29 protein-coding genes and 1 other annotated feature are annotated in these 26,434 nt (G+C 36.4%); of the genes, 23 read left to right on the forward strand and 6 right to left on the reverse strand.

All coding sequences use genetic code 11. The features are described from left to right. The first annotated feature begins 200 nt into the window (after positions 1–200). From MKY09_RS09255 to MKY09_RS09265, 3 genes are all read left to right on the forward strand, one after another. Positions 201–671 carry a GNAT family N-acetyltransferase gene (locus tag MKY09_RS09255; RefSeq protein ID WP_342568140.1) on the forward strand — a complete coding sequence of 157 codons (471 nt, stop codon included), beginning with the start codon at positions 201–203 and terminating at the stop codon, positions 669–671. Between the two features lie 23 nt (positions 672–694). Continuing rightward, positions 695–1,159, forward strand: a complete 465-nt coding sequence (locus tag MKY09_RS09260) for an SRPBCC family protein (RefSeq protein ID WP_342568141.1) — start codon at positions 695–697, stop codon at positions 1,157–1,159. A gap of 81 nt (positions 1,160–1,240) precedes the next feature. Then, positions 1,241–1,696 (forward strand): OsmC family protein, encoded by a 456-nt coding sequence (locus tag MKY09_RS09265; RefSeq protein WP_342568142.1) that lies wholly within the window; start codon positions 1,241–1,243, stop codon positions 1,694–1,696. 87 nt (positions 1,697–1,783) lie between these two features. Here MKY09_RS09265 and MKY09_RS09270 read toward each other — a convergent pair whose 3' ends face one another. Then, positions 1,784–2,809 carry an NADH:flavin oxidoreductase/NADH oxidase gene (locus MKY09_RS09270; RefSeq protein ID WP_169358286.1) on the reverse strand — a complete coding sequence of 342 codons (1,026 nt, stop codon included), beginning with the start codon at positions 2,807–2,809 and terminating at the stop codon, positions 1,784–1,786. A gap of 203 nt (positions 2,810–3,012) precedes the next feature. Here MKY09_RS09270 and MKY09_RS09275 point away from each other — a divergent pair, with 203 nt between their 5' ends. Then, positions 3,013–4,221 carry an argininosuccinate synthase gene (locus MKY09_RS09275; protein WP_169358287.1) on the forward strand — a complete coding sequence of 403 codons (1,209 nt, stop codon included), beginning with the start codon at positions 3,013–3,015 and terminating at the stop codon, positions 4,219–4,221. Further along, positions 4,218–5,591, forward strand: coding sequence for an argininosuccinate lyase (gene argH / locus MKY09_RS09280; protein WP_342568143.1), 1,374 nt, complete (start codon positions 4,218–4,220; stop codon positions 5,589–5,591). The genes MKY09_RS09275 and argH overlap by 4 nt, the downstream gene beginning before the upstream one ends. Positions 5,592–5,688: 97 nt before the next feature. On the opposite strand, the gene MKY09_RS09285 is transcribed toward argH, so the two are convergent. Beyond that, complete coding sequence (locus MKY09_RS09285) at positions 5,689–6,147, reverse strand: hypothetical protein (RefSeq protein WP_298467595.1); 459 nt, start codon at positions 6,145–6,147, stop codon at positions 5,689–5,691. Between the two features lie 578 nt (positions 6,148–6,725). Between MKY09_RS09285 and MKY09_RS09290 the strand changes: the two genes are divergently transcribed. From MKY09_RS09290 to MKY09_RS09335, 10 genes are all read left to right on the forward strand, one after another. After that, complete coding sequence (locus MKY09_RS09290) at positions 6,726–8,159, forward strand: SulP family inorganic anion transporter (protein WP_298467656.1); 1,434 nt, start codon at positions 6,726–6,728, stop codon at positions 8,157–8,159. Positions 8,160–8,175: 16 nt separating this feature from the next. Next, positions 8,176–8,595, forward strand: a complete 420-nt coding sequence (locus MKY09_RS09295) for a universal stress protein (protein ID WP_342568144.1) — start codon at positions 8,176–8,178, stop codon at positions 8,593–8,595. A gap of 84 nt (positions 8,596–8,679) precedes the next feature. Then, complete coding sequence (locus tag MKY09_RS09300; RefSeq protein WP_342568145.1) at positions 8,680–9,219, forward strand: GNAT family protein; 540 nt, start codon at positions 8,680–8,682, stop codon at positions 9,217–9,219. Between the two features lie 41 nt (positions 9,220–9,260). Next, a complete protein-coding gene (locus tag MKY09_RS09305; RefSeq protein ID WP_342568146.1) occupies positions 9,261–10,334 on the forward strand; it encodes a metallophosphoesterase in 1,074 nt (357 codons plus the stop codon). A 227-nt stretch (positions 10,335–10,561) separates the two neighbouring features. After that, entirely contained in the window at positions 10,562–11,179 is a 618-nt protein-coding gene (locus MKY09_RS09310; RefSeq protein ID WP_342568147.1) for an NUDIX hydrolase, read from the forward strand. A gap of 21 nt (positions 11,180–11,200) precedes the next feature. Next, a complete protein-coding gene (locus MKY09_RS09315; RefSeq protein ID WP_342568148.1) occupies positions 11,201–11,749 on the forward strand; it encodes a histidine phosphatase family protein in 549 nt (182 codons plus the stop codon). Next, positions 11,736–12,179 carry an NUDIX domain-containing protein gene (locus tag MKY09_RS09320; RefSeq protein ID WP_169358297.1) on the forward strand — a complete coding sequence of 148 codons (444 nt, stop codon included), beginning with the start codon at positions 11,736–11,738 and terminating at the stop codon, positions 12,177–12,179. The genes MKY09_RS09315 and MKY09_RS09320 overlap by 14 nt, the downstream gene beginning before the upstream one ends. 116 nt (positions 12,180–12,295) lie before the next feature. After that, a complete protein-coding gene (locus MKY09_RS09325) occupies positions 12,296–13,339 on the forward strand; it encodes an LCP family protein (RefSeq protein ID WP_342568149.1) in 1,044 nt (347 codons plus the stop codon). A 115-nt stretch (positions 13,340–13,454) separates the two neighbouring features. Beyond that, entirely contained in the window at positions 13,455–14,036 is a 582-nt protein-coding gene (locus MKY09_RS09330) for a TetR/AcrR family transcriptional regulator (protein WP_251553078.1), read from the forward strand. 23 nt (positions 14,037–14,059) lie between these two features. Continuing rightward, positions 14,060–15,256, forward strand: coding sequence for an MFS transporter (locus tag MKY09_RS09335; protein WP_342568150.1), 1,197 nt, complete (start codon positions 14,060–14,062; stop codon positions 15,254–15,256). 238 nt (positions 15,257–15,494) lie between these two features. On the opposite strand, the gene MKY09_RS09340 is transcribed toward MKY09_RS09335, so the two are convergent. Together MKY09_RS09340 and MKY09_RS09345 are read right to left on the reverse strand one after the other, a co-directional pair. Beyond that, positions 15,495–15,710, reverse strand: a complete 216-nt coding sequence (locus tag MKY09_RS09340; protein WP_342568151.1) for a hypothetical protein — start codon at positions 15,708–15,710, stop codon at positions 15,495–15,497. Between the two features lie 110 nt (positions 15,711–15,820). Continuing rightward, on the reverse strand, positions 15,821–16,213 hold the full coding sequence (locus MKY09_RS09345) for a hypothetical protein (protein ID WP_342568152.1): 393 nt from the start codon (positions 16,211–16,213) through the stop codon (positions 15,821–15,823). Positions 16,214–16,610: 397 nt separating this feature from the next. Between MKY09_RS09345 and MKY09_RS09350 the strand changes: the two genes are divergently transcribed. Beyond that, positions 16,611–17,447, forward strand: coding sequence for an alpha/beta hydrolase (locus MKY09_RS09350; protein WP_342568153.1), 837 nt, complete (start codon positions 16,611–16,613; stop codon positions 17,445–17,447). 52 nt (positions 17,448–17,499) lie between these two features. After that, positions 17,500–18,255, forward strand: a complete 756-nt coding sequence (locus MKY09_RS09355) for a class I SAM-dependent methyltransferase (RefSeq protein ID WP_342568154.1) — start codon at positions 17,500–17,502, stop codon at positions 18,253–18,255. 118 nt (positions 18,256–18,373) lie between these two features. On the opposite strand, the gene MKY09_RS09360 is transcribed toward MKY09_RS09355, so the two are convergent. Together MKY09_RS09360 and MKY09_RS09365 are read right to left on the reverse strand one after the other, a co-directional pair. Then, complete coding sequence (locus MKY09_RS09360) at positions 18,374–18,721, reverse strand: hypothetical protein (protein WP_342568155.1); 348 nt, start codon at positions 18,719–18,721, stop codon at positions 18,374–18,376. Continuing rightward, positions 18,721–18,936, reverse strand: coding sequence for a hypothetical protein (locus MKY09_RS09365; RefSeq protein ID WP_342568156.1), 216 nt, complete (start codon positions 18,934–18,936; stop codon positions 18,721–18,723). The genes MKY09_RS09360 and MKY09_RS09365 overlap by 1 nt, the downstream gene beginning before the upstream one ends. Positions 18,937–19,591: 655 nt before the next feature. On the opposite strand from MKY09_RS09365, the gene MKY09_RS09370 reads away from it, so the two are divergent. From MKY09_RS09370 to trpA, 6 genes are all read left to right on the forward strand, one after another. After that, the gene (locus MKY09_RS09370; protein WP_342568157.1) at positions 19,592–21,613 is read left to right on the forward strand and encodes a right-handed parallel beta-helix repeat-containing protein; all 2,022 of its coding nucleotides are present in this window, start codon (positions 19,592–19,594) and stop codon (positions 21,611–21,613) included. Positions 21,614–21,743: 130 nt separating this feature from the next. Continuing rightward, positions 21,744–21,960, forward strand: a binding site (T-box leader). 68 nt (positions 21,961–22,028) lie between these two features. Beyond that, complete coding sequence (gene trpD / locus MKY09_RS09375) at positions 22,029–23,057, forward strand: anthranilate phosphoribosyltransferase (protein ID WP_342568158.1); 1,029 nt, start codon at positions 22,029–22,031, stop codon at positions 23,055–23,057. Further along, positions 23,054–23,845 carry an indole-3-glycerol phosphate synthase TrpC gene (trpC, locus tag MKY09_RS09380; RefSeq protein ID WP_342568159.1) on the forward strand — a complete coding sequence of 264 codons (792 nt, stop codon included), beginning with the start codon at positions 23,054–23,056 and terminating at the stop codon, positions 23,843–23,845. Before trpD ends, trpC begins: the two co-directional genes overlap by 4 nt. Further along, the gene (locus MKY09_RS09385; protein ID WP_342568160.1) at positions 23,842–24,456 is read left to right on the forward strand and encodes a phosphoribosylanthranilate isomerase; all 615 of its coding nucleotides are present in this window, start codon (positions 23,842–23,844) and stop codon (positions 24,454–24,456) included. The genes trpC and MKY09_RS09385 overlap by 4 nt, the downstream gene beginning before the upstream one ends. Continuing rightward, entirely contained in the window at positions 24,453–25,652 is a 1,200-nt protein-coding gene (gene trpB / locus MKY09_RS09390) for a tryptophan synthase subunit beta (protein WP_298467542.1), read from the forward strand. Before MKY09_RS09385 ends, trpB begins: the two co-directional genes overlap by 4 nt. Further along, complete coding sequence (gene trpA, locus MKY09_RS09395) at positions 25,645–26,433, forward strand: tryptophan synthase subunit alpha (protein ID WP_342568161.1); 789 nt, start codon at positions 25,645–25,647, stop codon at positions 26,431–26,433. Before trpB ends, trpA begins: the two co-directional genes overlap by 8 nt. Position 26,434 lies beyond the last annotated feature (1 nt).

The raw sequence follows: 26,434 nt of genomic DNA on the forward strand, positions 1-26,434 counted from the left end.
ATTAAAGCAATTTCTTGATTCTAATTTGAACGAAAAGTTATTATTAAATAATAACTTTTTCTTACATGACCTATAGTTTATCTAAGAAATCGAATCAATGAATACGATGTTCTTGTTATAATTGTAGAGTAGGAGAAACTACATGTAACTTATTAAAGGTAGTTTTCTGGAAAATGCATTATGCATAAATGGAGGATGCTATGAATATCAGGCTTGCGCAGAAAAAAGATATAGCTCAGTTAATTCAAATGCGTTGGGATTTTACAATAGAACATAATGAAAAAGCGGCTGATCATAATCTAGAGGAATTTCAAATGGAATGTAGACAATTTTTGGAACGAGCAATCGAAAGTAATTCATGGGTTATATGGATTGCAGAAATAAATGAACAGGTAGTATCTCATATTTATATGGAGCTTATTCATAAGGTTCCTCGTCCAGGTAGAATTACTCATCCATTTGTATATATGACCAATGTTTACACTATTCCCGCGGAACGAAACAAAGGAATTGGCTCTAATCTTCTTACAGTAGTGAATAAATGGGTGGAATCGAACGAGTACGAGTTTGTTATCGTTTGGCCAAGTGATGATAGTATTGAGTTTTATAAACGTAAAGGTTATATCAGCTGTAATGAAGCAATGACATTTACGCCTTCAATTAAGAGTTAACCTATTTACGAAAGGGAAAAATAATGCCAACTATTATATATGAGATTTTAATAGATGCTCCAATAGATCTTTGCTTTGATTTATCACGGGATGTAGCCATACACACTCAAACGACTGGAAAAACAAAGGAAAAGGCTGTTGGTGGTAAAGTAAAAGGGTTATTAGAAAAAGGAGATAGTGTAACATTGGAAGCTACACACTTCGGTGTTCGGCAAAGGTTAACTGCAAAAATTATTGAGATGGACAAGCCTCATACTTTTAGAGACGTTATGGTAAGCGGAGCCTTCCATTCATTTACACACACCCATCAATTTAGCAGACAAGAAAATGGTACATTGGTAAGGGATGAGTTTGTGTATCGTTCCCCTTTGGGAATTCTGGGGAGGTTGGCAGATTTATTATTCCTCGAAAAATACATGACAAATTTCATTAAACGTCGTTCTCTGGAATTAAAAAGGATAGCGGAGAGCATAGAAAGTAAAAGCTAAAACGGAATTTTAAATTTGTTGCTTAATGTTCTATTTTAATAGTTTTGTAATCTAATATCATTAGAAATGGAGAGGATATAATTGGCAATTACTACTATGAGTTCAACTGCAAATTTAGTGGGTAAGCTTCAAGTGGAGGTTGGAACACGCGGACATCAAGTTATCATCGACGAACCGGAACGATTAGGTGGTACAGACGAAGGTATGAATCCTTTAGAATTATTACTTTCATCGCTAGGAGCCTGTCAAACAATTGTTGCGCAAATGTCAGCAAAGAAATTTGGCATTCAGTACGATCATATATCTGTTGATTTAGAAGGCGATATTGATACGGATGGTTTCCTTGGACTTTCAGATATTCGTCCTGGTTTTTTAGAGGTAAGATATAAAGTTAATATTCAATCTAATGAATCGCCTGAGAAAATTGAAGAATTCATTACATATGTAGAGGATCATTGTCCCGCACTCGACTCTTTAATTAATGGTGTTAAGGTTGTTTCTCAAGGTATAGAGATTCAACAAACAGACAAGATATAATGCAAAAAAGCTATGGAGATTTTACAGTCGTAAAATTTCCATAGCTTTTTTATATTTGTTTTCAATTTTGGTTCTGCTTTTAAGGCTTTAGAATCCTCTTTTATATGCCTTTGGAACATTTGCTTTTCCGTCTAATACTTCCTCCGTATGCAATGCCCAATAAGGGTCTTTTAACATACCTCGGCCGATGGCTATCAATTCTATATCCTCTTCTGCCAAAGTCTTTTCAGCTAAAACTGGCTCTTCTAAAATTCCTACAGCAATGACCGGTAAATCTAAAGCTTGTTTATAAGCTCTTGCAAATGGAACTTGATAACCAGGTGTATTTGCCGGCTTCACTTTCCCTGGATTTGCTTCACCACCGCTGGAAACATGGAAAACGTCCACTCCTGCTTCTTTGTACTGTTTTGCTATTTCCAGTGAGTGCTCCAAGCCATAGCCACCATCGATATACTCAATTGCGGATATACGGAACAAGAGAGGCATATCTTCTGGTATCACGCTTTTCACTGCTCTTATAACTTCCACACCAAACTTAGCATAATCTTTTCCGTATTCATCAGTTCGGTTATTAATAGAAGGTGAGTGGAACTGGTGTATTAAATAACCATGGGCTCCGTGTAATTCTATTGTATCGAACCCGGCCTCTACTGCACGGCGAGCCGCTTCTTTATATTTATTAACCATTTCGTTTATCTCATCAATTGTTAAGGGTCTTGGTTCCTTCCATGTACCATCAGATTCAACAGGAATGTTGGAAGAACTAACTGGTTGTTTAGCATCTGTTGCTTTTCTTCCAGCATGAGCAATTTGTATACCTATTTTGGCATCGTGTTTATGTACTTCCTCAACTATTCTTGCATAAGCAGGAATCTGTTCATCTGACCATAAGCCTAGATCATAATCGGTAATTCTTCCATCAGGCTCTACGTCTGTCATTTCTACAATGATTAAGCCGGTCCCGCCTACTGCGCGAGATACATAATGGACGAAGTGCCAGTCATTAGGAGTTCCATCCTTGGCCTCGACAGAGTATTGGCACATAGGAGCCATTACTATTCTATTTTTTAAGCTTAAGCCTTTTACGCTATATGGTGTAAATAATTTGGACATTTCTTTGAATCACTCCTTTTTCATATTATCGCTTGTTTTGTCCGTTGATTCAAATAATGCGCGTTAAGAGAGTAATAGTTTTTATAAATAATTAATATATTTGTATAATTAATAAATTTATAGTTGTATTTATGCATTTTGAGTGTTACATTATGTATATTAATACAAAATAACCGTATATAAATACATTGGAGGAATATTTAATGAACAAAAAAGTTGTTTTAGCATACTCAGGTGGATTAGATACTTCTGTAGCAATTACTTGGCTTAAGGATGAGGGCTATGATGTAGTAGCTGTTTGTTTAGATGTAGGAGAAGGAAAAGATTTAGAATTTGTGAAAAACAAAGCCCTAGAGGTTGGAGCTATTGAAAGCTATATGATTGATGCAAGAGAAGAATTTGCAAATGAATATGCATTGATTTCTTTGCAAGCTCACACATGGTACGAAAATAAATATCCTTTAGTATCTGCGCTATCAAGACCGCTAATTTCTCAGAAACTAGTAGAAATTGCAGAGAAAACTGGTGCTACTGCTGTTGCACATGGTTGTACTGGTAAAGGAAATGACCAAGTTCGTTTCGAAGTTTCTATCAATGCTTTAAATCCGGAGTTAGAAGTAATTGCCCCTGTTCGTGAGTGGAGCTGGAGCCGTGAAGAAGAAATCGCTTATGCCAAAGAGAAAAACATTCCAATTCCAATTAACCTAGACAGTCCATTTTCTATAGACCAAAACCTTTGGGGACGTGCGAATGAATGTGGCATTTTAGAGGATCCATGGGCAGCACCACCAGAGGATGCATACGATTTAACAGTTTCTTTAGAAAATGCACCAGACGTTGCAGATATTATTGAAATTGAATTTTTACAAGGGGTTCCTGTAGCTATAGACGGAGTTAAATATCCATTACATGAACTTATTCTTAAGTTAAACGATATTGCTGGTAAGCATGGGGTTGGTCGTATCGATCATGTAGAAAATCGCCTAGTTGGTATAAAATCGCGTGAAGTCTATGAGATACCTGGCGCACACACACTGCTTCTGGCACATAAGGAGCTTGAAGACATTACGTTAGTGAAAGAGCTAGCTCACTTTAAGCCAGTAATGGAAAAGAAATTGACAGAACTTATTTATGAGGGTCTTTGGTTCTCTCCATTAAAAACTGCTCTTGTGGCATTTTTAAAGGAAACACAGCAATATGTAAATGGTACTGTACGTGTGAAACTATTTAAGGGTCATGCAATTGTGGAAGGGCGTAAATCTCCAAACTCTTTATATAATGAAAAACTTGCAACGTACACTGCAGATGACGAATTTAACCATTCTTCTGCTGTTGGGTTCATTGAACTGTGGGGACTTCCGACAAAAGTACATGCAATGGTAAACAAAGGAGAAAAGAAGGTGCAAGTATGAGTAAGCTATGGGGTGGAAGATTTCAGAAATCTGCCGAACAATGGGTGGATGAATTCGGAGCTTCTATTGAATTCGACCAAAAACTAGTAATGGAAGATATCGAGGGTAGTATGGCACATGTTAAAATGCTTTTCGATTGCAATATTTTACCCCATGAAGATGTAAGGGATATTCTTGGTGGCTTACTCCAGCTAAAGCAGCTTGCTACTGAACACAAGCTTGAATTCTCTGTTGCTAATGAGGATATTCACTTAAATTTAGAAAAAATGCTCATTGATCTAATAGGTCCGGTTGGTGGAAAGCTCCACACAGGACGAAGCCGTAATGACCAAATTGCAACAGATATGCACTTGTTTTTAAAGAACCGAGTAAACGAAATCATTGAATTGATAAGAGTTTTTCAAGAAACAGTAGTTAACCAAGCAGAGAAGCATATAGAAACATTGGCGCCTGGTTATACACATTTACAACGAGCACAACCCATTTCCTTTGCCCATCATTTAATGGCTTATTTCTGGATGCTAGAGAGAGACAAGGAACGCTTTTTAGATTCCATGAAACGTATAGATATTTCTCCTCTTGGGTCTGGGGCACTTGCAGGAACAACATTTCCAATAGATCGCAAGCTGTCTGCAGATTATCTAGGGTTTACTAACGTATATGCAAATAGTATGGATGCTGTAAGTGATCGCGACTTTATCGTTGAATTTTTAAGCAACTCATCCTTACTTATGACGCACCTTTCTCGTTTTGCGGAGGAAATAATTTTATGGTCTAGCTCAGAGTTTAACTTTATTGAATTGGATGATTCCTTTTCAACAGGCTCAAGCATCATGCCACAAAAGAAAAATCCTGACATGGCAGAGTTAATACGTGGTAAGACGGGTCGTGTCTATGGGAATTTAATGGGTCTTTTAACAACATTAAAAGGATTGCCTCTAGCGTATAATAAGGATATGCAAGAGGATAAGGAAGGGATGTTTGACACGGTAGAGACAATTGTTGGGTCCCTTAAAATCTTTGAGGGAATGGTTCGAACAATGTCCGTGCATACAGAGCGTTTGCATGAAACAGTACACAATGACTTCTCTAATGCAACGGAGCTTGCAGACTACTTAGCTGCAAAGGGACTTCCTTTCCGTGAAGCTCATGAAGTAACAGGTAAACTAGTTTTCCTTTGTATACAACGAGGATATTTCCTTCTGGATCTTCCATTAAGTGATTTACAAGAAGCTAGTAGCTTAATAGAAGCAGACATTTATGATGTCTTGTCCCCATTAGCTGCAGTTAGAAGAAGAAATTCATTAGGCGGTACAGGTTTCGATCAAGTTAAAATACAAATAGAAGAAGCTAAAAGTAAATTAAGGTAACTTATAGACCGTGTTAAAGGAATAAACCCTTTAACACGGTTTTGCTTTTTACCAACTAGGAAGGTAGTTTATTGATTGATTGTTAAGGGCTATGACATTAACTCAAGTTAAGTAAAGAGAGATAAGATTCTATATTATTTAGTTTAGATAAATATAAATACACATTCAAAGGTATAATTATTATTAATAAAACTATGGTTATATAAAATAACATATTCTTTTTATTTTTGCTTATATATGAAACGATATCAAATATAAATCCTAGAATGACCATACAGCTTACAATCCAAAGTATTTTCAAACTGGTAATTTCACTTTTTAGTAAGATAGCCCTTAGCTCGTTATCATGAGTGATTGTAATTTCTATGTTTTCTTTTTTTAGAAAACTGGTTTTTTCAATAGAAAATGATTCAGTCGTCTCATTTTCAATGGAGTATCCACCAGGATAAACATTAAAAATAGATAGTATTAACAAAAAGGCCAAGAATCCAAAAATAAGAATACTGAGGTTACGTAATTGTTTACTCGAAGTATCTTGAGTATCTTTAAGATTCAATTAATCACTTCCTGAGTTGTTTAATAATACTCTATTTAGGGGTTTTTAAAACCATAGAGTCCAGCAAATATTATCATTGAATAATTTATCAAACTAAATATTATGATAAAAACTAAATAATTTCTAAAGGTATTCCTTTTACCCAATGCTGCAAGTAATAGGGCTACAAGCACCAAAAGTATTGGCATAAAAAATCCTAAGTTTCCATCAATTCCGTAAGTAAAATAGTCTGAAGAGTTAAGAAATATTATCAAAGCAAAGGGTATAGTAGATGCTAAATAGAAAAACAAGGAAAAATAAAGAAGATTATTTTTGTGCAAGAAGCCACCACCATTAACTTGTTAATATTTAGTTTCAGTTAAATATTAACATATAAAACAAAATTTCACTCATATTCGTATGTTACTCTCTCATTCTTTTATATCTATATCTAGATATAAATATTTTGGATAGGTCTTATAGCTTTAACTACAATATGCTTGTACTCTTCAGCAAGTAACTAGCGTCTTTAAGAGCAAAGGTTCCCTTAACGGAAAGAAGATGATATGATAATCGAAGAATTTTTTTCAAAGGAGATTATCATGGAAAGTTTAAAACAACAATGGTTTGGAAATATACGGGGCGATATCTTATCCGGAATAGTAGTTGCTCTTGCCCTTATTCCTGAAGCCATTGCTTTTTCAATCATAGCTGGTGTCGATCCGATGGTAGGGCTATATGCTTCTTTTTGTATAGCAGTCATTATTGCCTTTGTAGGCGGACGACCAGGTATGATATCTGCAGCGACTGGAGCAATGGCTCTAGTTATGGTGCCTCTTGTTAAAGAATACGGATTAGATTATTTATTAGCAGCAACCATCTTGACAGGGATTATTCAACTACTATTTGGTGTATTTAAGATTGCTAAGCTGATGAAGTATATTCCTAATGCTGTGATGATTGGGTTCGTCAATTCGTTAGCAATACTAATATTCATGGCTCAAGTACCACATTTCATTGGGATCTCAACGATGACGTATATTTTTGTAGGAATTACACTTATTCTTGTTTATACATTACCACGTTTCATCAAAGTAATACCGGCACCGTTAATAGCGATCGTCACATTAACTATCGTTGCTATTTACAGTGGATTTGAATTAAAAACGATAGGTGATTTAGGAAATATTTCACAAACCTTACCATCCTTTTTGCTTCCAAATGTTCCTCTAAATTTAGAAACGCTACAGATAATTTTCCCATTTTCTATAGCACTTGCAATAGTGGGATTAGTAGAGTCGTTACTTACATCTCAAATTTTAGATGATATGACTGCAACCGAAAGTGATAAAAATAAAGAGGCTAGAGGTCAAGGTATTGCTAACTTCGTAACAGGATTCTTTGGTGGTATGGCAGGATGTGCGATGATTGGACAATCAGTGATTAACGTTAAATCAGGAGGAAGAGGTCGACTTTCTACTCTAGTAGCAGGTTTGTTCCTTATATTCCTAATCATTGTTTTAGGTGACTTGGTCGTTAAAATTCCAATGCCAGTCTTAGTTGGAATCATGATTATGGTATGTATCGGTACATTTGACTGGAACTCATTTAAGTATTTAGTAAAAGCACCAAGAACAGATGCACTGGTCATGCTGACTACTGTAATAATTGTAGTGTATACACACGACCTGTCAAAGGGAGTTATCGCAGGAGTTATATTAAGCGCGGTTTTCTTTGTTGTAAAAATTTCTACCCTAAAAGTTATAGAACAGGATCAGCGATACATTATAGAAGGGCAGCTATTTTTTGCCTCTACTGATAGCTTTGTAGATTACTTTAAAAAGTCGACTACACTATCGGATACTATACAAATTGATTTTACTAATAGTAGGATCTGGGATGATTCCGGGGTAGGAGCATTATTTAAAGTGAAGGATTTACTAAGTGAGCGAGGACTTCAAGTAGAATTAATCGGCTTAGATTCATATAGTAAAAAAATGATTGCTCAAATAGATGCTCTATCCACTCATTAAAGGGGGAATCCGCACCATGTATAACCATATTGTTTTAGCAGCAGATGGCTCTGAAAATGCTGTTCGAGCAGCGAAGGAGACAATCAAAATTGCTTCTTTAAATAAGCAATGTTTGGTGGAAATAGTTTATGTAGCAGATTTTGAAAAAGCAAGGACAGAGGTACTGCATGCAGGCTCTACAGAGGTGTTAGAATTAGAACGTCGAAAGAAAATACAAAATGTTGAGCTACTTTTAAAGGAATCGGAAATTAGCTATAAAATCAATATACTGCATGGTATCCCTGGTCCTGAGATTGTTAAATTCGCCAATGAAAATAAGGTAGATCTTTTAGTCATTGGGAGCAGAGGCTTAAATTCCCTACAGGAAATGGTTTTAGGAAGCGTCAGTCATAAGGTAATAAAACAAGTTCAATGCCCAGCTTTAGTAGTTAAGTAAATTCATGTTAAAGTCCTGTTTATAACAGGGCTTTTATTTTTGGTGGAATTTTCATATAATTTAATAAACTAGAGGAGGTTACTAATGGGCACTCAAGAAGGAATATATATTCGTCTTCTTCAAATGAAAGATACAGAAGCGGCACTGGACTTAGAAATAAGAAACAAGGAATTTTTCAAGCACTATTCAGTTTTAAGAGAGCCGGATTTTTACACATATGAAAAAATAAAGGAACGCATTGAAAATGGGATAACAGGTGCAACAAATGATACATTGTATGCGTTCGGCATCTTTTTATCCAAAACAGATGAATTAATTGGCAATGTTGCCCTATCACACATCTCTCGAGGTCCAGCTCAAAGTTGTATGATTGGTTACACCTTAGACGAACAGCAAAATGGGAAGGGATACATGACGGAAGCAGTTAAGATGGCCGTTGCTTATGGCTTTGAAACATTAAAATTACATAGAATCGAGGCTGGAGTTATGCCCCACAATACACCTTCAATAAAAGTGTTGGAAAAAGCAGGCTTTCATAAAGAAGGGATTGCTAAAGAAAATGTACAAATAAACGGTAAATGGCAAGACCATCTCATCTTAGGTATTATTAATCAAGAAAATTAAGAGGGCTTTAAGTAATTAGAGTTTTATAGGAGACAAAGAAAATGATAGATATGAAAAGAATTAGTTTAGAGCCTGGCAAAAGAGTAATAGTGATCTCGGATATACATGCAAACTTACAGCTATTTAAAAAGTTATTAGACAGAGTCAATTACCAGCTGGATGATTATCTATTTATTAATGGGGACTTATGCGAAAAAGGAGATAACAGCTTAGAGGTTGTGGAATTTGTCCGCTCGCTTCAAAAGAGCTCAAGCAACGTTTTTATTGTCAAAGGTAATTGTGACGTTGTTCATCGGTACGTTTTTCAAGAAAGTGAAGGAATAATTCCTTACATGAAAAGTCGAAAATCTATTTTAAATGAGATGCTTGCAAAGAATAACAAGCGTGTTGAGGAATTTAATAGCGTAAAACACTTGTCAACGTATTATAAAGCACATTTTCAAGACATAATTGATTGGCTAGAAGCTCTACCGGTCGCTTATGAAACCGATGATTTTATCATCATTCATGCAGGAATTGATCCTAAAACAGATTGGAAGCAAACGGACGAAAAAATTGCTTTATATACCTCCTCTTTTCTAGATAAATCTCATCAGGCAGGTAAGCCAGTAATTGTTGGTCATTGGCCAGTGATTAACTACAGAGCAACCGATGTAAGCTCCCATAACCCTTTGGTAGATTTAGAGAAGAATATAATAGCCATTGATGGTGGAAACCAACTGAAACAAGACGGTCAGTTGAATGCTTTAATCATTCAGGACGGGACATATTCCTATACATTTGTGGACAGTCTTAATCATTACATAATAATAGAACATGATCATATGGCTGACTTAAACAGAACTGGTACAGTCACTTATCCTAATTACGAATTAAAAATAATGAAAAGGGGGGCATTTTTTACACGATGTCAAAATGTACTCCTAAGAACAGAACAATGGATTAAAAATGAATATATTATAGAAAAAAATGATTCCATCCTATGTAAAACAGATGTAAGCACTACCTTCCTTCCGGTAAAGCGAGGAGAAAAGGTTTGGGTAGTTGATGACACATGTGAAGGATATATCCTTGTTAAAAATGAAAATGGAGAAATAGGATGGATTGAACGTTGAGAGATGCTTAATGACTGTTTTGTAATTTTATCCAACTACCACAATCATCCGAATTGTTGGTAGTTTTTTGAATTAATATATATTTTAATCTAGTTAGATGATATATTAATTATAAGTTTTTTGAATATTTGTTTACCATTCATTTCGGCAAAAGAAAGCAGCACTTAGTACATATAGAAATTTTTAAAAATTATCCATTACGAGTCCATACATAGGAGTGTTTTATAGTGAGCCAAAAATGGTTGGAGTGGGCCAAACGAATACAAGCATTATCACAATCTGGATTGGCTTTTTCAAAGGATATATACGATATCGAGCGATATGAAGAGTTAAGAGCTATAAGTGTTGAAATTTTGGCGGAGCATACGGGTTTAGAATTTCAAAAGGTAAGTGATTTATTTGCTACAGATAAGGGATATCAAACACCAAAAGTAGACGTGCGTGGGGTAGTTTTTAAGGACAATCAAATTTTAATGGTTCGTGAAAGCCTGGACAACAAATGGTCATTACCGGGTGGTTTTTGTGATATCGGATTATCCGCAGCGGAAAATATCGTAAAGGAAATAAAAGAGGAATCTGGTTATGAAGTAAGGCCAGTAAAATTGCTTGCATTAATGGATAAGGACAAGCATCCCCATCCACCTGAGGCTTACCATTACTATAAAATTTTTATTCGTTGTGAAATTACTGGAGGGGCACCTGCTAGCGGAGTGGAGACAAATCATGTTCAATTCTTTTCTCCAACTAACTTACCTACACTATCTACTAACAGAAATACAGAATCTCAGATTAAGACTATGTTTGAATTTCTCATTAATCCAGATAAAGAAACGATCTTCGATTAACGTATGGAGGTACATGAGCCGATGATATATGTAGTACGACACGGAGAAACAGATTTAAATAAGGAAGGTCGCTTACAAGGTAGAAACGGCCTCCCATTAAATGAAAAAGGAAAACAGCAAGCTGAATACGTAAGAAAACTTTTAAAAGAAGTTCCTTTTCACTTAGTTTTTTCTTCCCCTCAGGAAAGAGCAATACAAACTGCAGAAATTGTAACGGGTAGAACAGCTACCATAGATTCCAGGCTAGATGTTTTTGATTTGGGTGGGGCAGACAGAGTAAAAAAAGAAGAAGTGAAGCTGGCAGGTGCGATACCTGATCCAACTATTTATAAGGATGTGGAAGATATCACTATATATGTTACACGAGTATTTGATTTCATGTTTCACCTAGAAAAGACATACAACAAGTTTCAAGGAAATATACTCATCTCTGGGCACCGTTGTACGACAGGTTGTATAGGTGCTTATTTTGAAGGTATACCGAAAGATAAAAATATCTTACGCTATTCCTCAAATAATGGAGAGTTCAAAGTCTATACCTTTAAGGAGGAGTTACATGTTCATCGTTAATGTGGAGGGTGCTATATATAAAGAAGGAAAGTGGCTTCTAGTGAAACGAAGTGAGCAGGAGGAGCATGGTGCGGGAGGCCTGGCTCTTGTTGGTGGTCAGGTAGATCAAGAAGGGAATTCAAGTGATATTTTCGAAAGAACGCTAATTCGAGAGATTGATGAAGAGGTAGGCATTGAAGTAACAAATCTTCAATATGTGAATAGCTCGACCTTTATATCAGATACAGGAAAACCTGTTGTAGATATTGTCTTCGTTTGTGACCACTTCTTTGGGGAACCATACGTGAAATGCAAAGAAGAATTAGACGAAGTAATATGGATGACCACGGAAGAAATCTTAAATGGGGAAGAGTTTCCAGATTACCTTAAACGGAATATTACTCAAGCAGAACAGTTAAGAACACTAACAGAACAAATTAAAGTAGGTTAAAATATAGAAGTTACCTCAACTTGTAATTTCAATCCAAAATGGTATAATTTAGAAAAAGTGAGCGATTTTATAATAAAGCAAATACATATATTGTTGTTCAAGGGAGAAAAGAACGGATGGGAAATTCTCAAAGCAGGTTGAAGAAGAAATCTTCTTCTAAAAAGAGAAAGATTAAAAATATAGTATTAATTGGTTTAATGGCATTGACTTCGGCTATTATTTTCTTCGCGATTAATTTATCCTGGGAAGCCAAGCATGCAAACAATAAAATGTTTGTGCCATTGGAAAAAGACCTAAAAGACACTTCGATTAAGAATGAGCTAGTAGCAAAGGCGGATGACTCACCTTTTACTATTCTTTTAACAGGCGTTGAGCGAGGAAAGACGGAAAAATATGGTCGTTCAGATATGCTAATTGTAGCAACTGTTAATCCGTCTACAAACAAAATTTCTATGGTAAGCATCCCTAGAGATACGTTAGTTCATATCGAAGGATTAGACAGGGAAGATAAGATTAACCATGCTTATGCAAACGGGGGAATTGATTGGGTATCAGAAGCAATAGAGACCATGCTAGGTATACCTATCGATTATTATGTCTCCACTGACTTTCAGGGCTTCCAAGATATAGTCGATACCATAGGAGGCGTTGAGGTAGATGTACCTTTTACATTTAAAATTCAACTCGCTAACTTTGAGTGGAAAACTTTTACGGAAGGTCCTATGTTTTTAGAAGGTGACGAGGCACTGGCGTATGTACGAATGCGAAAAAAAGATCCTGAGGGAGATAAGGGCCGTAATGAACGGCAACAGCAAGTTATCGAATCATTATTAAACAAGATGACCAATGTGGGCATGATTACTAAAATTGATGATTTAATAGAGGATGTAGGGGATAATGTCAAAACGAATATCCCGTCTTCAGATTATTTAAAACTAGCCAAAATGTATCAAAAATTTAAAAACAGTCCTATTGAGCATTTACAGTTAGATGGCAGTGGTAAAATGATCTACAGTAAAGAAGCAGGACTGGACCTTTGGTATTTTCTTCCAGAAGAAGACTCACTTAGTAAAGTCGGGGAGCAGCTAAAATCCAACCTAGTTAGTACTACATATAAAGCAGATGTAGAAGAAGTAAAGGATTTGTCAATAGGTAAATAAAACGTGTCCGGGTACCATCCCCGGACACGTTTTTTATTTTGAGATAAATTGTTTGCTTCCTAAGTGAACATTTGATATTATAACTGACGAACGTTCGTTAAAAGGAGCGATAGGTGTGAAACATATAGAATTAAAAGAAGCTGCTCTCAAGTATTTTACGATTCATGGATATGAAGGAGCCTCATTATCTCAAATAGCTGAAGAAGTGGGTATGAAAAAACAGTCCATATATGCACACTTTAAAGGAAAAGATGACCTTTTTCTTCAAGTCTTAAGAGATGCCAAGCAAATCGAGCTGAACACAAAGCTTCATTATTTTCGTCCTCTTGATGCTGAAGATCCTTTAAAGGATTTATATGGCTTCTTAAAAATGGTTATTAATCTTTTTCAAAAAGACGAGCATTTAAAATTTTGGCTAAGGATGTCATTTTTTCCTCCAGCGCACTTAGCTAAAGATATCGAAGAAGATGTACTTGATATAGAGAAACAAGTGCAAGCTGTATTAGAAGAAAAATTTCAACAATGGATAGATGCAAAGCTAGTTGACGGTGAGTCAGCATTGATTTTGACATATGCTTTTTTAAGCATGATAGATTCGATGATGCTTGAACTTGTCTATAACAACGATGAGAAGCGTTTATCAGAGAGATTAGATGCCTCCTGGAAGGTATTTTGTCGTGGTATATCTAATCATTAAAGTTAAAGAAAGAAGTGCGTAGGATGAACAAACCATTAAAAGAACAAAAATCCGTAGTTATTATACTTCTTAGCAATATATTCATTGCTTTTTTAGGAGTAGGCTTAGTAATACCTGTTATGCCATCATTTATGAATATCATGAATCTTACAGGAAGTACAATGGGGTATCTAGTTGCGGTATTTGCAGTTGCCCAATTGATAACCTCCCCCTTTGCAGGTCGATGGGTTGATCAAATCGGCCGTAAGAAAATGATTACTCTAGGACTATTATTGTTTGCTATTTCCGAGCTTATTTTTGGAGCTGGAACAAATGTTTGGGTGCTTTACTTATCAAGAGCATTGGGTGGGATTAGTGCAGCCTTTATAATGCCTGGTGTAACTGCTTATATTGCAGATATAACTACGATAAAGGAACGTCCAAAAGCGATGGGCTATATTTCAGCAGCTATTAGTACTGGTTTTATCATTGGACCAGGAATCGGAGGGTTTTTAGCTGAATTTGGCATAAGAGTACCTTTTTACTTTGCAGCAGGTATAGCATTTATTGCTTGTATCACCTCTTTATTTATCCTAAAGGAACCACTCTCTAAAGAAGAGCTTGCAGAAATATCCACTAATAGTAAGCAAACCAATTTTATAGGCGACTTGAAAAAATCATTTAAACCAATGTACTTCATAGCCTTTATTATTATATTTGTGTTAGCATTCGGATTATCTGCTTACGAAACTGTGTTCAGTTTATTTTCTGATCATAAATTTGGCTTCACTCCAAAGGACATTGCTCTCATTATAACTATCAGCTCGATATTCGGTGTAGTCGTGCAAATATTTATGTTTGGCAAGCTTGTTGATTGGCTAGGAGAAAAAAAGTTAATACAAATCTGTTTAATAGTTGGGGTCTTATTAGCGTTTGTTTCTACAATGGTTACAAGCTTCCTCATGGTACTATTAGTCACAAGTTTTATTTTTCTAGCATTTGATTTACTGCGTCCTGCTTTAACGACATTTTTATCAAGAGCGGGAGGAAAAGAGCAGGGATTTGTTGCGGGCATGAATTCCACTTATACGAGCCTAGGTAATATAGTAGGACCAGCACTCGGAGGTATTCTTTTCGATGTGAATATTCATTATCCTTACCTGTTTGCCGGACTTGTTATGTTGGTGGGGCTTGTGATCACTGTGTATTGGAAGGATAAGCAATGGGAGACTAGTTTATAAATAATTTAAAACTATTAAGAAGTATTGCAACGGAAACGTTTAGCAATACTTCTTTTTTGCAGGGATGTATTTCATAGAACGGGAAGAGACCGGAACCTGTGCTAATATCAATTGACTAGGTTAAAGGTAAAGGTTGATTTTAAATACACATAAAAAATGAACTAGGATATTTTTTCTAGGCTCATTTTACTTTAATATTATTTTTGATTAACGAACCCTCTAGCGTGATAAGACCTTTTTATATTTTACCTTCTTTTATCCATGTCCGAATTTGGTAACTTCCGAACACTGATGCTAAGAAAAGTAAAAGCATAATTATAACATAAAGCGAAAGTCTATTGATTTCTAGTAAGCCTTCGCCGTTTGCCACTGTCCAAATGGATAATCCAAATAGCATTAAGTAACAAAATACATTAGGAATAATCCATGCGATTCTTAACTTTGTATTTTTCAAAGAAATTCCCCCTCGGACTATATACGAAAGTCAACATGAATAGATTCCAAATAAATATTTCCTTCTCGAAGTAAAGCACACCGTTATTTCAACAAGAAACGTAGCTCCTTTTAATTATTTTTAGTGAAATTAACCCATTGGTCAGTAGGTCCTGTGTTATCTATTATGAATAAACTACCGTCTTTCTTATAAAGAAAAATTTCATTCCCAGATTCAGCACCATCTCCTAATGCTGTTAATGTGTTTGTTGAGACAATTTGACTCATATCCACTTCATCTTTAGGAATAATCCTTTTAAAAACATACTTCTCACCACCATAATTTATCCATTGCAGTGGAGTAGGTTCGCTAATTTCAGGCTCTTCAGAAGTTTCTTTCTCCGATGAATTGTTACTAATAGCTGATGAATCGTTAGTGCAACCCGATAAGATAGCAATAGCTATTAATGAAAAGAAAAAGTATTTTATTCTAATACGCTTTTCCTCCTTTTCCCAATAAGTCATTAATTTTCAGTTAAAGTTTCATTTATTGTTATTAAACTAACCAGCGTCGCCGCCTAATCAACATATATGGTTAAGCGTTCTATCGAAAATTAGTCCACTTGTTATAACATAGCCTATTAATTCTACTTTACAATTCAAAGAAATATTATTCTCTCTGTTATTGTTCATGTTTTTACAAAATATCAGGAGTAGTTATTTCAATTTAAAGGAGTTAACTATTCTGATATGGAATACTAATATAGGATCTTCCATAAGGGTGTCTACCTTGAATTAATTTTGCATCGTAGTCATTTTGATATTTCTTTTTATGGCTATTCTTATATAGCTTTGGTAGAAGGCTGAAATGTATGATTTACAAAAGTAGGATATTAGCAGTATCGAAAATAGGGGGCATTGTATGTGGACGCAAGGTTTTATTGAGACGACTAGAGGTACATTTGAATTATTTGAGAAAGGATCTGGACCACCTATGGCTATTACTCACCTTTATAGTGCGTTTGATAGTCGAGGATATCATTTTGCAAATCCTTTCACAGACCATTACCATGTCTATTTGATAAACCTTAGAGGTGCCGGAAATTCCGTACAGGCTAAAGAGGAATCGGAATATAGCATGGATGAATCGGTATTAGATTTAGAGGCAATACGGATAGCCTTGAATATAGATACATGGGCATTTTGTGGACATTCCACAGGGGGCATGCTTGCTTTAAAATATGCTACATTAGCTCAGAAGTCATTAGACAAAATAGTAGCAGGTGGAGCTTCTGCTAGTGTTGCTTATAGTCAGGATGAAGAAAGTATTTATAATCAACAAAACCCTAATTTTAAAAGAATAATAGAAATAATGGATTTACTAAACGATGTACAAACTCCAATCGAAATTCGCCAAAACATAAGCTATGAATGGACTTTGATGTCTTATCATAAAGAGGAGAACTTAAAGGAAGCCTTAAGGACACCTAACAGTGGAAAGACAGTGGGACCAAGGCTTGATTATTTTAGAAAAGTAGAATGTGCTACATATGATATTCGAGAAGAATTGAAAAGTGTCTATATACCTGCGTACATATATGCTGGCAGATTTGATACACAATGTCCGTATAAGTATGGAGAAGAGATAGCTCGATTATTGCCTAATTCAACGTTTGTTTCTTTTAATGAAAGTAATCACTTTCCTTATTCAGAGGAAGCAGAAAAATTTCATGAATTTGTTGTCAAAACACTTGATTAGAAAAATCATAAGACGTTTTAATTAACAAATAAATTTTAGGAGTATGGTCTAGATGAATATACTAAGACTAAAAGAAGAGTGGCTAATGGAAGAAGCGAAAAGCTTTAAAGGATGGGATTTTTCTCATTTAAAAAACCGTTGGGAAGAGCAAGCGACACCTTGGGATTATCGAAAAATAATAGATCAATACCTATCTAATGAGCATACTCTTCTAGATATGGGAACAGGTGGAGGTGAGTTCCTGCTCACCTTAGGTCACCCCTATGAAAATACTTCCATTACAGAAGGGTGGGAGCCCAATATAAATTTATGCAGAGAGACTTTGGAGCCATTAGGGATACGTGTTAAGCAGGTGTTTGATGACAATCTATTACCTTTTGAGGACCAAACCTTTGATGTTATTATTAATCGCCATGAATCCTATAATTTGAAGGAAGTTCGAAGAATTCTTAAAAAAGGCGGCATCTTTATAACCCAGCAGGTAGGGGGAAGGGATAATGAGCGGCTTTCTAACAATTTAATACCTAACTTCAAGTCTCTATATCCTAATTTTTCTCTCGAGAACGAAGCCCAAAAGTTTATAGCTGAAGGATTTTCTCTTCTATATAAAAACGAATCATATCCTTCGTTGAAATTTAGGGATGTCGGAGCAATTGTGTACTATGCAAAAATTATAGATTGGGAATTTCCAGGATTTACAGTCGACTCCTGTCTGGAACGATTAATAGAATTAGAGAAAATGAAGGAAAGTCAAGGATATATAGAAAGTCAGCAACATCGCTTTATATTAGTGGCGAAAAACAATTGAATCTGAAAACTTTGTATTATTTTGTCATAAGTTTATACCTGGTTAATAAAAAAATAACGCTGAACGAATACATTATTTCTCTCTTTCTTTCTATATATGTATATGATCATCTAGCAAATCATCTACCAGCGTTTAAATTTATATAAGCTATTAAAATATTATTTAAATAGAATGGATTTAATGTTCCGCGATATGTTTCAGCATCTTCAAGATTAAAATGTTCTTCAGAATCTATTTCTGCATAGGATAATTTGTCGAGCTTTGCCTCTTGCCAATACGTAATTTTAACGCGGTTAGGATATCTGTTATATGGAGCAGTACCAGTAATCTTTACCATAAGGGCTAAAGCAGTACCATCTTGAGAAACTGAAATAATTAATGCCGGTCGACCTTTAGCAAAAGAACCGTCTGCATGAAGTGATGGTTTAAATGGAAAAACAACATCGTAGATATCCCCTGCTTTCATTAGTCTTCTAGCCACCTCTTATGATTCGGATTATTATAGTCAATATTAGTAACTACTCCTGCTTTATTTACTTTAAGTACTTCTGTACATTTTTTAAATTTTATTTGAGCTATTTGATTAGAAAGTAATTCATTTTTCATTTCTAAACTTATTTTTCTTTTTTTACGACCTAATTTAACTCTTCTCGAAGATGGAACTCTCGCTAATTTAATCATCTTCTTTTCACTCCTTCTCTTCAATTACAGCACATTCTTCATATTTAATATACGTAGTATATGCTGAAAGAATTTAAAATAACCTTTTCTTACTTATATATTACCCAATCTCGAGATAAATAGTTAATCTTTGGAAAAACGTCAAGCACTGTATATATGAAAATCCACATACTACATTTAAATATTGTAATCCATACATAGGAGAAAGCAAAACAAATTAGGGAATACGTAATCCCTATTGTTTATGATACCTAAGATCTTTCATACTCATTTATAATTTTTAACTTACTAGTTTATCAAAATGATAGGTTTTCTATTTGTTTATTTTTACTTTGTTCTCGACATAATTTTTAAGAATTAATCTCTTACAATATTGTTAGGAATAAAAAAACATAAAATAAAGATTAGACAGAAATAAATCCTGATTCAGTGTATAGCCAGTAGGTAGTTTAGCATGTCCTTGACTGGCCTTTTTTACTGAAATATAGTTTCTGCCTTACATAGTAAAGGAAATAACCCCCAACACATCGAATTAGTAAAATACTAATCCCGTGTGTAGGGGGTTAATCGTTTTATAAGAACATAAGGGGGGAAGGAAAAGAACATTGATAAGGAATTAGCCTGTAAAAAATAATTTAAAAGGGGAGATATAAAAATGACTAATTATACACCCAAGAAAAAATATTATATTCCAACTAACATTGAAGACAAACTTTCAAAGGATTTCGTTCAAGGAATAACACGTAATTTTGAAATGTTAGATGAAATGGATGGTGGTACAGCTAAGACGATTAAGGCCGACACAACCGGACGGACAATGATTCAAGAATTAATCCAGCTTGCTTTTGATCACGCTAGAGATGGAGACACTTTAATTCTCCCACCAGGGCGTTATTGGCTAGAAAAAAACAACAAACTAAAGGATTTTCCCAATAATGACCAGCCATGCCTGCTCCTTAGAGGGAAAAAAAGAGTGCATTTAGTTGGCTACGGTGCAGTGTTGTTTACAAGGACACATGCCCAAGGAATTTTAGAGCTTCAGCAATGTGAGGATTGTGTAATCGAGGGAATCACATTTGAAGGGTATGGGGAATTCCCTGGCATAGATCCAGTAACAGGATATGGGGAAAAAGGAACGAAAGCTGGAGGGTATCCCACGTCTGGTTTTTGGAACTATCGTAAAAATAATAGCTTTGATACAAGCGAGCGCGCAAGAAATGATGGAAAACCTTTTGGAATATTTGGTGGTGGGTTCATCGGGAATGTCGGCAGCGGAGTATTAGTGCATCGTGGCTGCAAAAACGTTCTTTTTAAATCGTGTGAGAGCAGTGGATTTAACTTTTCAGGTTTTGCAGTTGGTCATCTGGGAGACTACTTACCAACCGATTTACAATACGAGGATAATAAAGACATTACTTTCCTAGAATGTAATGCCCATGACAATTACTCAAGTAATTTTGTTTTTTCTGCTGTGGAGAGACCACGAGTGATCAATTGTATAAGCGATCGAGCAGGGCATCCGAATGCCTCTAAGCTGCATACGTATGTCGACCCGGGTTATGGAATAAATGCTCTTGGGACTATGTTTCCTAAGGCAAACGACCTTTTAGTGACCGGATGCACCTTAAGAGGAAATAAACGTAAAGCGATTGATGGACATGCAGCAGGTGGCTTAATCGCAACTGATAATTTAATCTCGGACTCCATGGTCGGTGGTGTGTTCTATAAATGGACAAATGTCGATCAGTTTACGAAAGATTGTATTGTTGCAAATAATAAAATTGAAGATTGCGGATATGCTAAAAATCCTCTTGGAGCGATATATGTTGGAGGTGTACAAAGAGAATCAAGAGAAAACCAAGAAATGAATACGATAATCTCAAATAATCATATAAAGAATTGTTTTGGTACAGAAGGTGTGATTTTTGCTGGGGCATTTGATCGACTGATTATCGAGGGAAATATCGTTCATGGAACACCACAAGAATTAGACGTAGCTAACACCACTTTTGAGCCATATGTAATGTATGTTGGATATTCGATTGCTACACAGCCAAACTTTGCTGGTAATATTTCTAATAACGTGATCGATGTAAATCATCCACAAATAGCTGGGGGGATTTTAGTTCGAAATTTGGAGGAAGGCTCTGTTCTAGGTAACACGATTAAAACACAGAATCCATTGACTCTTTACGGCTTAAGATTATGGAACTGTAAGGACGTAGGAGCAGTTGGAAATACGGTCAAAATGGGTCCAGAAGGAATACCTTTGGATGCGGAAACAACAGGGGTAGTAGCGCACAACACCTTGTATGGAGGAAATGCTGCATTTCAGCCACTTCAGGGTCATTCAGTTGTCTTTACTATCAATGCAAATAATGGGAATGGTGCCGTGCAATTTAAAAGTGGACAATCTTATATTTCAATCATAGAAAGCAATGAAAAGGGACTAGAGGTTAAGCTTCGAAATACTTCTCCTGGGATTCAGCCAATGGTGAAGGTTTCCCAAACAGGAGAAAAGGGGTTAACTGCTTCCGAGCAATTCATCAATTACATTTACAGCCATCAAATATCTGCACAAAGTATCATTATTGGCATAAAGCCTGACAAAGAGTCTGATCATATACCTTTTGCAAGTATGACACATGGTGGTCTTGAAATTGAAATTATTATTTAGGAACAAAAATAGTTTGACAATTTAAAGTATTCCTATTAACATAGACAATAACTTTTATGTTCGGGTAAAGGCAGAAGGCATTGAGAGCAATGTCGCCAATAGAACAGACGAGTCGAGATGAGTATAGCTGAGAAATTGTTTAAATAAGAGAAGTAGCATCAGTGATGCAATCAAGAGAGTCAGTGGTAGGTGTGAACTGATTTGCAACTGATGTGAATGGACTTATCAGAGCTACCTTGATAACATTTTTGTTTTAGAGGTAGACGTATTTCCTACGTTATAAGGAACAAAGGGGGAGTATATATACTCCAACTAGAGGTGGCAACGCGGTTAACATCGTCCTCTTCATGGGAATTTTTATATTCCTATGGAGAGGATTTTTTTATTTAGCTGAGATGAGACGAGGAGAGATTAGATGAGAGAGTATATTGAAAAGGTTAATAAGAAAGAGCATTTATCATTCGAGGAAATGAAGGAAGCTTCCAGAATTATTTTTGAGGAAAGCACAGATTTAAACTTGATACAGGAATTTTTGATTGCTTTATCTAAAAAAGGAGAAACGGCAAACGAAGTAGCAGCTCTTGCTACGGTAATTAAATCTTTAGCCGTCAAGCTTGATATACCTTCCGGAAATTATATGGATAATTGCGGAACGGGTGGTGACGGATCTAATAGCTTTAATATTAGTACAGCCTCAGCGTTTGTTATGGCAGGTGCGGGTGTAAAGGTAGCTAAGCACGGGAATCGAAAAATCTCCAGTGCATCTGGGAGTACAGATGTATTAGAGGCACTTGGAATAGAATCTATGATTGATATACAAGGTTCTTTAAATATTTTAAAAAATGAAGGCATTACGTTTTTATATGCCCCAATTGTACATCCGAAACTAAGAAGAATCGGACTAGTGAGGCAGCAAATAGGTAAACCAACTATCTTTAATCTCGTTGGTCCACTTACAAACCCAGTTCCACTCATCAGTCAATATACCGGCATTAACCGGTCAGATTTTACGATGGAATATGGAAAGGTGCTACATATGCTTGGAAGAGAACGAGCCATTGTAGTATGCGGGACAGGAGGTATGGATGAGGCTTCCCTTGCAGGCAGTAATTCTTTCGTGTTAGTAGAAAAGGGTGACTTGATTCCTTTCACCCTTTCTCCTGAGGATGTTGGCTTACCCACATATCCAGCCTCAGCTGTACAAGGAGGAACTGCTCAAGAAAATGCCATGATCATGCGGAACTTGCTTAACGGTAAGCAAGATGCTTATTTTGATAGCGTTATATTTAACGCAGGTATCGGTCTTTTTGCCAATGGAGCGGTTAATAATATACCTGAGGGTGTAAAACTAGCTAAAGACAGCATTCTCTCTGGCAAAGCTCTTAATAAATTGGAGGCGGTTATCGCCTATAGCTCCTCTGTAGCACAGGAGGTAATACTATGACTACGATTCTCGAAAAAATTCTTAAAGAAAAAGAGAGCTATGTTAATCAGTTGATGCAAAAAAAGCTACCGATATCTAAAAAAGATAGTAAAAGGTCTTCTCTTTTTGAGCTTTTATATAAGAACAAGCAGCTCCAAGTTATTGCAGAGATTAAACGAGCATCCCCTTCCAGGGGGGTAATTCAAGGCATAGTTGACCCTGCACATCAAGCTTTTCTCTACCAACATTCCGGGGCTGCTTGCATATCCGTTTTAACCGATACTCCTTTCTTTCAAGGTAGTTTTGAAGATTTAATGACTGTAGCAGATACAGTAGACATACCGATTTTGTGCAAGGACTTTATCATACACGAAATACAAATTGATTTTGCTAAAAGTGCTGGAGCATCTGTCATTCTTCTCATTGTCGCAGCACTTTCAAGGCAAAAGTTAAAAGATTTATATGCATATGCAGTGTCAAATGGTCTAGAGGTGCTAGTGGAAGTTCATAACGCCCAAGAGCTTGATGTAGCACTTCAATTAGATGCAAAACTTATTGGAGTGAATAACAGAGACTTACATTCATTTGAAGTTCATTTAACTAATACCGCTGAATTGGCAAAGCATTTTCCATTTCAAGAGAGACGGGTGTTAATTAGTGAAAGCGGTATATGGACTACCGAGGATGCCAAAAGAGTTGCGGGCTATGGTGCCAGCGCAGTATTAGTAGGAGAAGCCTTAATGAGAAGCGGTGAGGTGCAGCAGTCTATCCGTAGCTTACAGGTCGAACGGGAAGTGGTTGTCCTATGACGAAGGTGAAGATATGTGGATTGATGGAGAAAAATCACGTGCTTGCAGCAGTAGAAGCCGGCGCCGATGCCATAGGCTTTGTCTTTGCACCTAGCAAAAGGAGAATCACAATAGACCGGGCGCATGAGCTAGCAAAACTAGTTCCAGCAGAGTTGTTAAAAATAGGAGTGTTTGTTAATCCGGAGGTAGAGGAACTGGAACAAGCAATCCGTGAAGTCCCTCTGGATTATATACAATTACATGGTAATGAGGAATCCGACTTAATAGAGGCTGTTAAGTTTCCCACTATTAAAGCAATTGCTATTAGAGAAGAACAGGACGTTGAGAAAGCGAGTAATTTTGATACAGAATATATGCTTTTTGATGCCCCAGGCACGAATTATATGGGCGGTAGTGGTATGACCTTTGATTGGAAGCTTTTAAATGGACACCGAATATCCCCTAATCGAGTAATTTTGGCCGGTGGGCTGAATGTATCTAACGTAAAAGAGGCTATTGAACGAGTAAAGCCTTTTATGGTGGATGTATCTAGTGGAGTTGAGATAGATGGAAAAAAAGATGAGCAATTGATACGTGAATTTATACTAACGGTCAAGGATGAGGAGAGATGAGCATGGTACAAACGAAGGCTGGACGATATGGACGTTTTGGTGGGCAGTATGTCCCGGAAACATTAATGACTGCATTAGGGGAATTAGAGGCTGCCTATGAATTAGCAATCCAAGATGCCTCCTTTTTAGAGGAAGTGAACTATTACCTAAAGGATTATGTTGGAAGAGAGACACCTTTATATTTTGCAGAAAGACTCACCAAGGAAATAGGTGGGGCAAGAATTTTATTGAAACGCGAAGATTTAAATCATACTGGTGCACACAAAATTAATAATACGATTGGGCAGGCATTACTCGCTGTTAGAATGGGAAAGAAAAAGATTGTAGCTGAAACAGGTGCAGGTCAGCATGGAGTCGCAACCGCTACTGTTTGTGCCCTATTCAACCTCGAATGTATCGTTTTTATGGGGAAAGAGGATGTACGCAGACAGCAACTGAATGTTTTTCGAATGGAGCTACTAGGTGCCAAGGTAGTGTCAGTAGATCAAGGGTCTGGAACCTTAAAGGATGCAGTCAATGAAGCACTTAGATACTGGGTAGCCAATGTAGAGGACACCCATTATATATTAGGATCTGCCCTTGGTCCTCATCCATTTCCTAGAATAGTTCGCGACTTTCAACGTGTCATTGGTGTTGAAACTAGGAAGCAAATAGTTGAAAAGGAAGGGAAGCTACCGGATGCCATCGTAGCCTGTGTTGGCGGAGGAAGTAACGCCATTGGAATGTTTCATCCATTTATAGACGATATAAACGTTGCTTTATACGGAGTTGAGGCAGCGGGAGAAGGTATCGAAACTGGAAAGCATGCTGCAGCCATTGCAGGCGCTAAAGAAGGTGTACTACATGGTGCGTATATGTATATCCTCCAGGATGATGATGGATTTATACAGGAGGCACATTCTATTTCAGCTGGGTTAGATTATCCGGCAGCTGGGCCAGAGCATAGTTATTTAAACGATATTGGAAGAGTGAAGTATGATGCAGTAAGAGATTCTGAAGCATTAGAAGGATTACAATTACTCGCCAGAACAGAAGGCATTATCCCAGCCTTAGAAAGTGCCCATGCTATCTATTATGCAGCCAACCTGGCTAAAGAAATGAGTCCTGAAGAAACACTAGTTATCTGTCTATCTGGTCGTGGGGATAAGGATGTCCATACAGTCAGAGATGCTTTAGGAGGGTTGAATCATGACTAAAAGGAAACTTGAACAGGCAATAGTAAGCTGCTTAAATAATGGACAAAAAGCTTTCGTACCTTACATTATGGCAGGGGATGGGGGTCTAGATAAGTTGAAGGATAGAATTCTATTTCTTCAAAAGGCAGGAGCTACTGCTATTGAATTAGGAATTCCATTTTCAGATCCGGTAGCGGATGGACCAACTATTCAACAAGCGGGCGAAAGAGCTCTTCAAAACGGAGCTACCTTAAAAAATATCATGAGGGAATTAGAGGATTTCTTTCATGAGGTGACTATACCTTTGATTCTAATGACATATTATAATCCTATACTAAGCTATGGATTAAGTAATTTTGCAAAGGATTGTCATCATCTTGGTATTGGTGGCTTAATCGTCCCTGATGTGCCTTACGAGGAAAGTGAGTCTTTACGGACAGCACTTAGTGAAACGGACGTAGCATTAGTGCCACTTGTGTCTTTGACAAGTCCTAAAGAACGTATCAAGAAAATCGTAGATGCTGGTGAAGGATTTATATATGCAGTCAGCATCAATGGCATAACTGGGGCTCGGACTGAAATGAATAATAATTTAGGTGAGTACCTCTCTTCTATTAAAGAAATAAGTGATTTACCAGTGATGGTGGGGTTTGGGATATCTACTCCCGATCAAGTAGAAAAAATGACCGAAATAGCAGACGGGGTTATTGTTGGTAGTGCAATTGTAGAGGCGTTTAATGAAGGAGATTCTGAGCAAATAAAAAATTTAATAAACGCTTCCAAAAGTAAAATAATTTCTTGAA

The sequence above is a fragment of the Psychrobacillus sp. FSL K6-4046 genome, from assembly GCF_038624605.1.
Lineage (GTDB): Bacteria > Bacillota > Bacilli > Bacillales_A > Planococcaceae > Psychrobacillus.

What these genes read in the sequence shown, in the direction of transcription:
- MKY09_RS09345 (WP_342568152.1), bottom strand. Translation starts at nt 16,213, where the DNA reads ATGACTTATTGGGAAAAGGAGGAAAAGCGTATTAGAATAAAATACTTT.
- MKY09_RS09300 (WP_342568145.1), top strand. Translation starts at nt 8,680, where the DNA reads ATGGGCACTCAAGAAGGAATATATATTCGTCTTCTTCAAATGAAAGAT.
- MKY09_RS09275 (WP_169358287.1), top strand. Translation starts at nt 3,013, where the DNA reads ATGAACAAAAAAGTTGTTTTAGCATACTCAGGTGGATTAGATACTTCT.
- argH (WP_342568143.1), top strand. Translation starts at nt 4,218, where the DNA reads ATGAGTAAGCTATGGGGTGGAAGATTTCAGAAATCTGCCGAACAATGG.
- MKY09_RS09385 (WP_342568160.1), top strand. Translation starts at nt 23,842, where the DNA reads ATGACGAAGGTGAAGATATGTGGATTGATGGAGAAAAATCACGTGCTT.
- trpC (WP_342568159.1), top strand. Translation starts at nt 23,054, where the DNA reads ATGACTACGATTCTCGAAAAAATTCTTAAAGAAAAAGAGAGCTATGTT.
- MKY09_RS09360 (WP_342568155.1), bottom strand. Translation starts at nt 18,721, where the DNA reads ATGAAAGCAGGGGATATCTACGATGTTGTTTTTCCATTTAAACCATCA.
- trpD (WP_342568158.1), top strand. Translation starts at nt 22,029, where the DNA reads ATGAGAGAGTATATTGAAAAGGTTAATAAGAAAGAGCATTTATCATTC.
- MKY09_RS09295 (WP_342568144.1), top strand. Translation starts at nt 8,176, where the DNA reads ATGTATAACCATATTGTTTTAGCAGCAGATGGCTCTGAAAATGCTGTT.
- MKY09_RS09320 (WP_169358297.1), top strand. Translation starts at nt 11,736, where the DNA reads ATGTTCATCGTTAATGTGGAGGGTGCTATATATAAAGAAGGAAAGTGG.
- MKY09_RS09325 (WP_342568149.1), top strand. Translation starts at nt 12,296, where the DNA reads ATGGGAAATTCTCAAAGCAGGTTGAAGAAGAAATCTTCTTCTAAAAAG.
- MKY09_RS09305 (WP_342568146.1), top strand. Translation starts at nt 9,261, where the DNA reads ATGATAGATATGAAAAGAATTAGTTTAGAGCCTGGCAAAAGAGTAATA.
- MKY09_RS09350 (WP_342568153.1), top strand. Translation starts at nt 16,611, where the DNA reads ATGTGGACGCAAGGTTTTATTGAGACGACTAGAGGTACATTTGAATTA.
- MKY09_RS09335 (WP_342568150.1), top strand. Translation starts at nt 14,060, where the DNA reads ATGAACAAACCATTAAAAGAACAAAAATCCGTAGTTATTATACTTCTT.
- MKY09_RS09270 (WP_169358286.1), bottom strand. Translation starts at nt 2,809, where the DNA reads ATGTCCAAATTATTTACACCATATAGCGTAAAAGGCTTAAGCTTAAAA.
- trpB (WP_298467542.1), top strand. Translation starts at nt 24,453, where the DNA reads ATGAGCATGGTACAAACGAAGGCTGGACGATATGGACGTTTTGGTGGG.
- MKY09_RS09365 (WP_342568156.1), bottom strand. Translation starts at nt 18,936, where the DNA reads ATGATTAAATTAGCGAGAGTTCCATCTTCGAGAAGAGTTAAATTAGGT.
- MKY09_RS09315 (WP_342568148.1), top strand. Translation starts at nt 11,201, where the DNA reads ATGATATATGTAGTACGACACGGAGAAACAGATTTAAATAAGGAAGGT.
- MKY09_RS09255 (WP_342568140.1), top strand. Translation starts at nt 201, where the DNA reads ATGAATATCAGGCTTGCGCAGAAAAAAGATATAGCTCAGTTAATTCAA.
- MKY09_RS09355 (WP_342568154.1), top strand. Translation starts at nt 17,500, where the DNA reads ATGAATATACTAAGACTAAAAGAAGAGTGGCTAATGGAAGAAGCGAAA.
- MKY09_RS09370 (WP_342568157.1), top strand. Translation starts at nt 19,592, where the DNA reads ATGACTAATTATACACCCAAGAAAAAATATTATATTCCAACTAACATT.
- MKY09_RS09260 (WP_342568141.1), top strand. Translation starts at nt 695, where the DNA reads ATGCCAACTATTATATATGAGATTTTAATAGATGCTCCAATAGATCTT.
- trpA (WP_342568161.1), top strand. Translation starts at nt 25,645, where the DNA reads ATGACTAAAAGGAAACTTGAACAGGCAATAGTAAGCTGCTTAAATAAT.